Below are 10,919 nucleotides of genomic sequence, written 5' to 3' on the forward strand. Positions count from 1 at the left end.
AGTAACACTTCCCCGCGCTGACTGGCTCCCATCTGGCATAATGTCAGCTTGGAAGGCTCAGCATCATTGGACTGTATGCTTACTTTTTGCTTGGTTGAAGTCGGTTGGTAAAGCTCTTGAGAAAAAGCCCGTATTGATTTAAGTTATCTATATTTCAATCAGTTGAAAATAAAAACTCCCTTGGCAGTTATGCCATAGGGAGTTGCGATTTGAAGCTGAATTCTGACTGTTATTTCTGTGGGCGCATTGCCGGGAACAGAATAACGTCACGAATGGTATGGCTGTCAGTAAACAGCATTATCATACGGTCAATACCAATACCCAAACCTGCGGTTGGTGGCATGCCGTGTTCCAGTGCCGTGACATAATCTTCATCATAGAACATGGCTTCATCATCACCTTCGTCTTTCTGACGAACCTGTTCAGCAAAACGTTCTGCCTGGTCTTCAGCGTCATTCAATTCTGAGAAGCCGTTACCAATTTCACGTCCGCCAATAAAGAATTCAAAACGGTCAGTGATAAACGGGTTTTCATCATTACGGCGAGCCAGCGGAGAAACTTCTGCCGGGTATTCAGTGATAAATGTCGGTTGAATCAGGTGGCTTTCAGCGGTTTCTTCGAAGATTTCACACTGAACGCGACCAAGGCCCCAACCTTTTTCCACTTCAATACCAAGTGATTCAGCGATAGCCACTGCTTTGTCCATATCATCCAAATCAGCCATTTTGGTTTCAGGACGATATTTGCAAATAGCTTCTTTCATACTCATTTTGACAAAGGGTTTACCGAAATCAAATTCCTGCTCACCATATTTAACCAACGTATTGCCCAAAATATTTTGAGTCAAAGTACGGAACAGCTCTTCGATCAAAACAATCAGATCTTGGTAATCCGCGTAAGCCATATAGAGTTCCATCATGGTGAACTCAGGGTTATGACGCGGAGAGACGCCTTCGTTACGGAAGTTACGGTTAATTTCAAACACACGTTCAAAACCACCCACAACCAGACGTTTCAGGTAAAGTTCCGGCGCAATACGCAGATACATGTCAATATCCAGCGCATTGTGATGAGTGATAAACGGACGGGCCGACGCACCACCCGGGATCACCTGCATCATTGGTGTTTCCACTTCCATAAAGCGTTTACTGACCATGAAGTTACGCAATTCAGATAAAACCTGAGAGCGAATCTGGAAGGTTTTGCGTGATTCTTCGTTAGCGATCAGATCCAAGTAGCGCTGGCGGTAACGGGTTTCTTGATCAGCCAGACCGTGGAATTTATCCGGCAATGGGCGCAGCGCTTTTGTCAGCAGACGCAGTTCAGTACAGTGAATGGAAAGTTCACCGGTTTTGGTTTTAAACAGTTTGCCCCGAGCGCCCAGAATGTCTCCCAGGTCCCATTTTTTAAACTGTTCGTTATAAATGCCTTCAGGCAAATCGTCACGAGCAACGTATAACTGAATACGACCACCCATATCTTGTAGCGTTACGAAAGAAGCCTTACCCATGATACGACGGGTCATCATACGACCACCAACCGCCACTTCAATATTCAGTGCTTCCAGCTCTTCCTGAGTTTTGTCGTCGTATTGCGCGTGCAAATCTCCTGAAATGTTTTCACGACGGAAATCATTCGGGAAAGCAACACCATTCTCCCGTAAAGCCGCCAGTTTTTCGCGACGGGTTTGCAGTTCATTGTTTAAATCGGGAGCCTGTTCTGCGCCCTGTTGTTGTTTTGACATATTAGTTCCTCATAAGCCAGCTTTCAGGCTTGCTTCAATGAATTTGTCCAGATCACCATCCAGCACAGATTGTGTATTACGTGTTTCAACGCCTGTGCGCAAGTCTTTGATCCGGGAGTCATCCAGAACATAAGAGCGGATTTGGCTGCCCCAGCCGATATCCGATTTATTCTCTTCCATAACCTGTTTATCAGCATTTTTCTTCTGCATTTCCAGCTCATACAGCTTCGCTTTCAACTGCTTCATGGCCTGGTCTTTGTTTTTATGCTGAGAACGATCATTCTGACACTGAGTCACAATGTTGGTTGGAATATGGGTAATACGCACCGCAGATTCGGTTTTGTTAACGTGCTGACCACCCGCACCTGATGCGCGATACACGTCGATACGTAAGTCTGCCGGGTTGATTTCAATATCAATATCATCATCCACTTCGGGATAGATGAATGCAGAACTGAATGAAGTGTGGCGACGACCACCAGAATCAAATGGGCTTTTACGTACTAAACGGTGAACTCCAGTTTCAGTACGCAACCAACCATAAGCATAATCACCTATGATCTTGATGGTCGCTGATTTCAAGCCGGCAACTTCACCATCGGATTCTTCGATGATTTCAGTTTTAAAACCTTTAGATTCAGCCCAACGCAGGTACATACGCATCAGCATACTTGCCCAATCCTGTGCTTCCGTACCACCAGAGCCTGCCTGTAAATCAAGGTAGCAGTTAGCACTGTCATACTCACCAGAGAACATACGGCGGAATTCTAACTGACCAAGTTTGCCTTCAAGCTGTTCCAATTCTGCCACAGCTTCATTAAACGTCTCTTCATCGTCAGCTTCTACCGCGAGTTCCAGTAAGCCTTGTACATCTTCCAGCCCCTGTTCAAGCTGATCGATAGTCTCGACAATCCCTTCAAGTGAAGAGCGTTCTTTACCCAAAGCCTGTGCCCGTTCCGGTTCATTCCAGACATCAGGCTGTTCCAGTTCGGCGTTAACTTCTTCTAAGCGTTCTTTCTTGGCATCATAGTCAAAGATACCCCCTCAGAACCATTGTCCGTTCAGACAGGTCCTGAATGTGGTTTTTTACCGGATTAATTTCAAACATATTTTAGTGTCTTACGTTGTGTAGTCGTAGATAAATGGGATATTTTTCGAACCGCACATTGTAACGGATTTGGCAAAGGGTTTATAGCATTTCAATAGATTTGTCACGTACTCTCATTTGAATACGTGACTATTTTTTAATAAGGCCAAAGATGCTGGATCAAAAGCTGCACATTACGGTTGCCCCGGAATTCATTAATGTCCAGTTTATAGGCGAGTTCCACTTCACGGACGCTGTTATCCGGCCAGCGGGCAAGATCGATATTGAATGCGATACCATCCAGCATCGGCCCACCATTTAATGGTTCTATCATCACTTTTAAATGACGCTCTCCCACAATGCGTTGTTGCAGCAACCTGAATTTACCGTCAAAAACAGGCTCCGGGAAAGCTTGCCCCCAAGGGCCGCCATCACGCAGTATTTCAGCAACTTCCAATGACAGTTCATTCATTGCCAACTCGCCATCACTCCAGATAACACCTTCAAGTTGCGAAATATCCAGCCAGTCCGACATTAACGTGGAAAAATGATGCTGGAATTGTTCAAATTTATCCTGTTCAAGTGACAATCCGGCAGCCATTGCATGACCACCAAATTTAAGTATCAGCCCCGGATTTAAAGTATCAAGTCGTTCAAGGGCATCACGCATATGTAGCCCCTGAACTGAACGGCCAGAACCTTTTAAAATACCATCACCCGCCGGTGCAAAAGCGATAACAGGCCGGTGAAAACGCTCTTTAATTCGGGATGCCAATATTCCCACTACCCCCTGATGCCATTCAGGATGATAGAGCGCCAAACCATAAGGCAATTCAGTGCGGGTACGTTCAAGTTTGTCGCAGATTTGCAGTGCTTCCTGCTGCATTCCCTGCTCTATTTCACGACGGGTATGGTTAAGGCTGTCCAGTTCGCAAGCTATCTGACGAGCCTTTGCCATGTCGTCAGTGAGCAATAAAGCGACGCCAATGGACATATCATCCAAACGACCGGCAGCATTCAACCTTGGTCCAAGAAAGAAGCCCAAATCGCTGGCGGCCAGCTTACAAGCATCACGTTTGGAAACTTCCAGTAATGCGCGGATCCCAGCACAGCAGCGCCCTGCGCGGATGCGGTTTAATCCCTGATAAACCAGAATCCGATTATTGGTATCCAAAGGAACAACATCAGCAACAGTGCCCAACGCAACCAGATCCAGCATTTCTGCCAGATTTGGCAGCGCAATTCCCTGTTTTTCAAACCATTGTTCTTTTCTCAGCGCAGCCCTTAGCGCAGACATCAGATAAAATGTGACGCCAACCCCTGCCAATGATTTAGATGGGAATAAACAATCAGACAGATTGGGGTTAATAATGGCATCAGCGGCGGGCAGAATTTCTCCCGGCAAGTGATGATCAGTCACAATCACTTTCATATGATGCTGATGTGCAGCCACAACGCCGTCATGGGAAGAGATACCGTTATCCACAGTAATAATCAGGTCAGCGCCTTTTTTGACAACCTCTTCTACCACCTGTGGGCTTAAGCCATAACCATCTTCAAAACGATTGGGTACCAGATAATCAAGATTACGGTAGCCCATCGCCCGTAGCGAGCGGATCGCCAGTGCAGTACTGGTTGCACCATCAGCATCAAAATCACCGACAATAACAATGCGCCAGTGTTCATGAAGTGCGGTCAACAATAGCGTTACTGCCTGTTCCACACCACTCAAATGCTGGTAATTCAGTAATCCCTGAACACTGCGTTCCAATTCATTAGCTTGTTGGATGCCACGAATGGCATATAAACGGCGCAATAATGGATGAATCTGTTGTGGAAGATGACTATCATCCACCGCCGGGCGGCGGCGGAGTTGTGTTTCAATATTCACTAAACTTATTTACCACGCTGATCTAATGCTTTTGCCAGCGCTTCCGGCGGCATATATCCACCTAACAAGCTGCCATCTTTAAGAATAATTGCCGGTGTTCCCTGTACGCCAAACTGGACTCCCAATTTATAATGGTTAGCGATATCCACTTTACACTCTTTGATTGGCGAAATGCCCTCATTTTTAAACGCAGCATCCAGTGATTTTTGTGGTGTTGCACTGCACCAGATAGATTGCATATCTTTAGCGGACTGATGCTGCATCCCCTGACGCGGGAATGCCAGATAGCGAACAGTAATGCCAAGTTTATTGTACTCTTTCATCTCTTCATGCAATTTATGGCAGTAACCACATGTAATATCAGTGAAAATAGTAACAACATGCTTCTCTTTCGGCGCTTTGTAAACAATCATTTGGTCTTTCATCGCCTCCAGCTTTTTCATCAACAATTGATTACTGACATTCACCGGAGTACTGCCACTGATATCGTAAATCGGCCCTTGCAATAAATATTTGCCGTCATCAGACAGATAAATGATACCTTGCTCGGTCACTACCGTATTCAAGCCAACAATCGGTGATGGCTGGATATTTTCTGCCTTGATCCCCAGCTTTTGCATCGCTCCACGAACCGCACCATCATCAGCAAGCGCATTTCCACTAAATAAGGCCAGCAAAAGAGGGAAACATAACACGCTTTTTTTCATTTTCAGTTCCTTTAAATCCATGCTCACCCACGCGGATGATGTTGTTGATGTAACAATCTAAGCCGCTCGGTTGCGACATGTGTATATATTTGTGTTGTGGATAGATCGCTATGCCCCAGCAACATCTGCACAACCCGTAAATCAGCACCATGGTTAAGCAAATGCGTTGCAAATGCATGGCGCAAAACATGAGGAGATAACCGTTCAGTATCAATACCAGCCAATACAGCATAATGTTTAATGCGATGCCAGAAAGTCTGTCGGGTCATTTGCCGCCCCCGGTTACTGGGAAAAAGCACATCCAGCGTGGCACCATTCAGCAACCCGGCTCTCCCATACTCCAGGTAATTCTCCAGCCAGTAAACGGCCTCTTCGCCTAAAGGTACCAATCGTTCTTTATTCCCTTTACCAATGACTCTCACCACGCCTTGGCGCAAACTAACATCAGACAGTGTCAACCCCACCAATTCAGATACCCGCAAACCACAGGCATAAAGCACTTCAAGCATCGCCTTATCCCTTAGCTCCACAGGCTGATCTGTGCAAGGTGCATTAAGCAAATCTTCTACTTGCTTTTCACTTAAATCTTTCGGCAACCGCTTTGGTAATTTCGGTGCAGATAAAAGCGCTGTCGGATCATCTTCCCGCATTTTTTCCCGGTAAAAATAGAGAAATAACTGACGCATGGCGCTTAATAAACGCGCCGAGCTACTGGCTTTATACCCTCCATCCACCCGTTCTGCCAGAAAAGACTGCAAATCAATCGCCTGGACAGATAATAAATCGTGACCATGATGTATTAACCAATTATCCAGCGCCTGTAAATCCAGCCGGTAAGAAACAAGAGTATTTTCCGCAAGATCATGCTCCAGCCAAATAGCATCAAGAAATTGTTCTATCAGTGGATTTGTCAACTGAGTTTGTTGTTTTGACACGAAACTCTTTTCCTTAAATCTGCATATCTCTGCTGGCTATTATGCCTGAAAAAGCAATTATTCTGTTACAATGCCACCCCAGATATTCAAAAACCATAATGATTAATGATGAAGATTGGTCTTTTTTACGGCTCCAGCACCTGCTACACCGAAATGGTAGCAGAGAAAATCCGCGATATCCTCGGCGAAGATTTGGTTGATCTCCACGATATTAAAGAGACAACACCTGAATTAATGGAAGAGTATTCGGTACTGATTCTTGGTATCCCAACGTGGGATTTTGGCGAATTGCAGGAAGATTGGCTGGTTATCTGGGATCAACTTCCTTCCCTTAATTTACAGGGAAAAATCGTCGCCATGTACGGTATGGGTGATCAAATTGATTACGGCGAATGGTTCCTTGATGCTCTCGGTATGCTATATCACCATTTACTCCCTTCTGGTGTACATTTCATTGGTTTCTGGCCTACAGAAGGTTATGAATTTACCAGCCCGAAGCCATTAACTGATAATGGTTCACAATTTGTCGGGCTGGCTTTGGATGACGTAAACCAATTTGAGCAAACTGATGATCGTTTATCACAATGGTGTATGCAAATCCTGCAAGAAATGGAACCTTTACTTTAATCAGGGCAATTTCAGCTCAATCAGGTATCAGGATATTGCAATAACAGTTGGTTGATATTCCTCCACTCATCCTGTGGCATACTATCAGATGCTATCCATAAACGGATTTTTTTCCGGTTATAAAAAGATTGCGCTGTGATCAGCACACCATAGCGGCACATCCACGGCTGGCGGATAATTTGCCACTCATGTTTTTTCCATTGCAACTTATTGTTATTGAGTAGAACCAAAGGCCCTTGTAATTTACGGATATTTTTCTGACTACGCCCCCAACTGGCAATAACCAACAGTACCAAAGGAAGCCAGAAAATAGAGTCATCCGCCGGCCACGGAGCCAACAATACGATAAACGCTATCGCACCATGAACACAGGTGGAAATCAGCTGGGTATGCCAGGATACCCTGAGATCACATTTCCACAGGACCACGAGCTTTATTTCTATTCTGAATAAGTTTAATCATGCGGAATAGCGCCTCATCTTCCGGACGTCCATGATTCATCAACCAGTTGAACAGATCAGGATCAGCACATTCAAGTAAGCGAATAAAAAGTTGTTTATCATCATCACAGAGTGAGTCATATTCATGCTTAAAAAACGGCATAATTGAAATATCCAACTCACGCATTCCACGCCGACATGCCCAATGTATACGTGCTTTATTATCAATATCCATGTTCAAAAAATCCCCTTTTTAATTCTCATTGTTTATCTTAAAACCATCAGCCATTAAATCGCCCGGCAAACTCCTGCATCATGCCAGCTAATAGCAATAATAACTACTTGCATTGTGCTTCAGCTCTTTTACCATTATGCATCATTGGCTCAAATATCTGACTGGCAGGATGTGTCATGGCTTATAAAACTCCGTTTTCTTCACAATCTCCATTGTCTTCATCAACCCTTCCCCTGACGTTAATCTCTCTGGATGACTGGGGTCTGGTAACAGCAACCGGACCGGATGCAGAAAAATATCTGCAAGGTCAGGTGACAGCAGATATTGCTGTTCTTGCAGCGAATCAACATGTGCTCAGTGCGCATTGTGACGCAAAAGGCAAAATGTGGAGCAATCTGCGTCTCTTTCATCGTGGTGAAAGTTTTGCTTATATTGCACGCCGCAGTGTGCTGGAAAACCAGCTTAAGGAGCTGAAAAAATATGCAGTATTCTCTAAAATTACGCTAGTTCAGGATGAAAATACGGTACTGCTAGGTGTCGCAGGTAAAGGCTGCCGTGAAGCACTAAGCAATATCTTCCCTGCACTGCCGGATGCAGATAATGCTGTCGTTCAACATGAAGCCACTACTTTGCTCCATTTTGCTTTGCCGTCTGAGCGGTTCCTTCTGGTTACAGACACTGCCACTGTTGAACAGCTAACAGAAAAACTTCAAGCTCAACTTAATCACAGCGAACAGTGGTTGGCTCTGGATATTGAAGCAGGTTTCCCGGTCATTGATGCTGCCAACAGCGCGCAGTTTATTCCACAGGCAACTAACCTCCAGGCACTCGCGGGTGGTATCTGTTTTAAAAAAGGGTGTTATACCGGTCAGGAAATGGTGGCCCGTGCTAAATATCGCGGCGCAAATAAACGCGCAATGTACTGGCTGGCGGGTAGTGCTTCCAAAATGCCGGCTGCCGGTGATGATCTGGAATGGCAATTGGGAGATAAATGGCGGAGAACGGGTACCGTTTTAGCTGCCGTTAAATTGAATGACAATCGTATTTGGGTACAGGTCGTCATGAATAATGATATGGAAAGTAATAGTGTGTTCCGGATCCGTGACGATGAAGAACATTCACTGACCATTCAGCCTCTGCCTTATTCCCTTGTTGAAGAAAAATAATTTATGAGGTTTGTATGTCGTTAGCAGTACCTGCCGTTGATTTTGGCCCTTTTACGGATGTAATCGGTTTTTTGATGGAGCTGGATAAACTGAAAAAAGTTCAGCGGCGCACTAAATTATTGGATAACTACCGTCAGGAAAATTCAGCAGAGCATAGCTGGCATTTTGCTATCGCTGCGATGAGTTTTGCGCCGTATGTGAAAGAAGTTGATATTCAGCGGGTTATTCAGATGGCATTGATTCACGATATCGTTGAAATCGATGCCGGTGATGTGATGGTTTATGATTTAGCTGCTCGTGAAGCCATTCATGATCAGGAAGTTAAAGCCGCTAATCGTCTTTTTGGTTTACTACCTGAAACGCAAAAAAATCACTTTATGTCACTTTGGCAGGAATATGAAGCAGGGGAAAGTCAGGATGCCCGTTTTGCTATTACGCTGGATAGATTAATGCCGATTCTGATGAATCTGCATAATAAGGGACAAAGCTGGGTGGAAAATGGTATTCGTCTTGAGCAGGTGATGAGTCGTAATCAATTTATTGCCGATGTCTATCCCGAATTCTGGCAATATCTGCTGCCACAGTTAGAATCTGCTCAGAAGAAAGGCTGGTTGAAGTAACTTTTCCCCAACCATTTCATACTACAAATTCAGTGCGCCATATAAAAAATATGGCGCACGAAATGAGACTTATCTCATTCCTGCACCACTCAGGATTCACTGTGACTGGCCGTTGATAAATATCTTACCAGATATACCTTCATCTCCTGGTTTTCCCTCAGAACCATCTTGACCAGATGCGCCTGGTTGGCCGTTATTTTCTCCGCTGCTCCCGCCTATTCCGCCACTACCGCCACTACCGCCTTTCCCGCCTTTTCCACCTTTCCCGCCATTACCACCATCACCTCTATATGACAGAGCATTAATTATTGGCTGACCGTCAGAGAAATTAATATAGATGTTACCACTGTCTCCACCTTTACCCCCATCTCCCCCATCCCCGCCATTTCCTCCAGACCCGCCGTTTCCTCCAGACCCAGGACTACACTTGCTTTTTGTTTTGCTAACATCCCCCCCATTTCCGCCATTTCCGCCATTCCCCCCATTTCCACCGTCACCACCGTGACCACCACGACCACCCAGTGATAGCGCATTGACTAACCCTATAACAGATTGAACCGTAACAGTGACGTCATTTGCATCTCCAGCTCGTCCACCATTCCCCGCTGATGCTCCCGCAGAACCACTGGTTGCATCTGTACCTGGTGTGGATTGAATGTTGCAGCTGCTTTTACCCTCTGTACCAGCATTACCATTACTGCCATTAATCCCATTATTTCCTTGGCTCCCCTCTGAATTATCGATTCCATCAGTACCTCTATTGACAATACCCTGCTTTTTATCGGTTCCATGTCCTATAACACTGTTCGCTTCAATGCTACCGTTAGTGCAGTAAATAATTTGACCTCCTTGTTCAAAGATTATCTGGTCATACACCAAGGCAACCGGCTCACCATAACCCTCTTTATCTTCAACAATCACTGGATTATCTGCGGTAATAGTAATACTTTCGCCACTGTACAGCGCAATCTTCATCGGGAAGCGTTTAGTATTAAGAATGTCTTCATAATCTTTGACCAAAGCAGAATCACTATAGATATAGGCTCTAAACGCTTTGCACAAATCAATATGATTACCCGTGACATTTGCCAGCCGTTCAGCAGAAAACGGTTCCGGCAACGGATGGTGGGGTTCCATTCTGCCAGGGCCATACTCACTGTCAGGCACACCGCCGAGTTCCTTCAGCTCTTGTATGGTTTGTACCGTAAAGAATGCAGGGGGCACAGTCGCGGTCTTCGGATCGTTAGAAAATACTACTTTGCCGTCAAAATCCGAGGTCTTAAGTTGCTTTGGCTGCCGCTCTATACCAACCAGATGATGATACTGATGTAATACGGCTAAAGTTTCAGTAAAAGTCTTCATTTTACTCATGGGAATTCTCCTGAGTTTAAGTTTATACATTTAGCAAAATCCGCCGTAAACCCTCGCCCAATGCGGGCGGGGATATAAGGCGAAAAGCCCGAAGGG

At 45.1% G+C, this 10,919-nt stretch carries 11 protein-coding genes; 3 read left to right on the forward strand and 8 right to left on the reverse strand.

Going from position 1 to position 10,919, the window contains the following annotated elements:
- Positions 1-229 precede the first annotated feature (229 nt).
- The 5 genes from lysS to xerD form a co-directional block, all read right to left on the reverse strand.
- Entirely contained in the window at positions 230-1,744 is a 1,515-nt protein-coding gene (gene lysS / locus LGZ99_RS10505; RefSeq protein ID WP_021326197.1) for a lysine--tRNA ligase, read from the reverse strand.
- A gap of 9 nt (positions 1,745-1,753) precedes the next feature.
- A protein-coding gene (gene prfB, locus LGZ99_RS10510) for a peptide chain release factor 2 (RefSeq protein ID WP_152552746.1) occupies positions 1,754-2,852 on the reverse strand; the annotation gives its coding sequence in 2 pieces (ribosomal slippage) (positions 1,754-2,776 and positions 2,778-2,852; 1,098 coding nt in all).
- Positions 2,853-2,988: 136 nt separating this feature from the next.
- Positions 2,989-4,722: a single-stranded-DNA-specific exonuclease RecJ gene (gene recJ, locus LGZ99_RS10515; protein ID WP_262979102.1), complete on the reverse strand. Its 1,734-nt coding sequence runs from the start codon at positions 4,720-4,722 to the stop codon at positions 2,989-2,991.
- A gap of 5 nt (positions 4,723-4,727) precedes the next feature.
- On the reverse strand, positions 4,728-5,429 hold the full coding sequence (gene dsbC, locus LGZ99_RS10520) for a bifunctional protein-disulfide isomerase/oxidoreductase DsbC (RefSeq protein ID WP_262979103.1): 702 nt from the start codon (positions 5,427-5,429) through the stop codon (positions 4,728-4,730).
- A 23-nt stretch (positions 5,430-5,452) separates the two neighbouring features.
- The gene (gene xerD, locus LGZ99_RS10525; protein ID WP_021326193.1) at positions 5,453-6,364 is read right to left on the reverse strand and encodes a site-specific tyrosine recombinase XerD; all 912 of its coding nucleotides are present in this window, start codon (positions 6,362-6,364) and stop codon (positions 5,453-5,455) included.
- Positions 6,365-6,472: 108 nt separating this feature from the next.
- Between xerD and fldB the strand changes: the two genes are divergently transcribed.
- Positions 6,473-6,991 carry a flavodoxin FldB gene (fldB, locus tag LGZ99_RS10530; protein ID WP_021326192.1) on the forward strand — a complete coding sequence of 173 codons (519 nt, stop codon included), beginning with the start codon at positions 6,473-6,475 and terminating at the stop codon, positions 6,989-6,991.
- 20 nt (positions 6,992-7,011) lie between these two features.
- Here fldB and LGZ99_RS10535 read toward each other — a convergent pair whose 3' ends face one another.
- On the reverse strand, positions 7,012-7,419 hold the full coding sequence (locus LGZ99_RS10535) for a protein YgfX (RefSeq protein WP_023045162.1): 408 nt from the start codon (positions 7,417-7,419) through the stop codon (positions 7,012-7,014).
- Entirely contained in the window at positions 7,400-7,666 is a 267-nt protein-coding gene (sdhE, locus tag LGZ99_RS10540; RefSeq protein ID WP_023045161.1) for an FAD assembly factor SdhE, read from the reverse strand. Before sdhE ends, LGZ99_RS10535 begins: the two co-directional genes overlap by 20 nt.
- Positions 7,667-7,842: 176 nt before the next feature.
- Here sdhE and ygfZ point away from each other — a divergent pair, with 176 nt between their 5' ends.
- Positions 7,843-8,832 carry a tRNA-modifying protein YgfZ gene (gene ygfZ / locus LGZ99_RS10545; RefSeq protein ID WP_036839433.1) on the forward strand — a complete coding sequence of 330 codons (990 nt, stop codon included), beginning with the start codon at positions 7,843-7,845 and terminating at the stop codon, positions 8,830-8,832.
- A gap of 14 nt (positions 8,833-8,846) precedes the next feature.
- Positions 8,847-9,452, forward strand: a complete 606-nt coding sequence (locus tag LGZ99_RS10550) for an HD domain-containing protein (RefSeq protein ID WP_036839435.1) — start codon at positions 8,847-8,849, stop codon at positions 9,450-9,452.
- A 96-nt stretch (positions 9,453-9,548) separates the two neighbouring features.
- On the opposite strand, the gene LGZ99_RS10555 is transcribed toward LGZ99_RS10550, so the two are convergent.
- A complete protein-coding gene (locus LGZ99_RS10555; protein WP_036839436.1) occupies positions 9,549-10,823 on the reverse strand; it encodes a hypothetical protein in 1,275 nt (424 codons plus the stop codon).
- Positions 10,824-10,919: the final 96 nt, after the last annotated feature.

The sequence above is a fragment of the Photorhabdus temperata genome, from assembly GCF_025384845.1.
In the GTDB taxonomy this organism is placed as follows: domain Bacteria; phylum Pseudomonadota; class Gammaproteobacteria; order Enterobacterales; family Enterobacteriaceae; genus Photorhabdus; species Photorhabdus temperata.

What these genes read in the sequence shown, in the direction of transcription:
- lysS (WP_021326197.1), bottom strand. Translation starts at nt 1,744, where the DNA reads ATGTCAAAACAACAACAGGGCGCAGAACAGGCTCCCGATTTAAACAAT.
- LGZ99_RS10555 (WP_036839436.1), bottom strand. Translation starts at nt 10,823, where the DNA reads ATGAGTAAAATGAAGACTTTTACTGAAACTTTAGCCGTATTACATCAG.
- LGZ99_RS10550 (WP_036839435.1), top strand. Translation starts at nt 8,847, where the DNA reads ATGTCGTTAGCAGTACCTGCCGTTGATTTTGGCCCTTTTACGGATGTA.
- fldB (WP_021326192.1), top strand. Translation starts at nt 6,473, where the DNA reads ATGAAGATTGGTCTTTTTTACGGCTCCAGCACCTGCTACACCGAAATG.
- ygfZ (WP_036839433.1), top strand. Translation starts at nt 7,843, where the DNA reads ATGGCTTATAAAACTCCGTTTTCTTCACAATCTCCATTGTCTTCATCA.
- dsbC (WP_262979103.1), bottom strand. Translation starts at nt 5,429, where the DNA reads ATGAAAAAAAGCGTGTTATGTTTCCCTCTTTTGCTGGCCTTATTTAGT.
- sdhE (WP_023045161.1), bottom strand. Translation starts at nt 7,666, where the DNA reads ATGGATATTGATAATAAAGCACGTATACATTGGGCATGTCGGCGTGGA.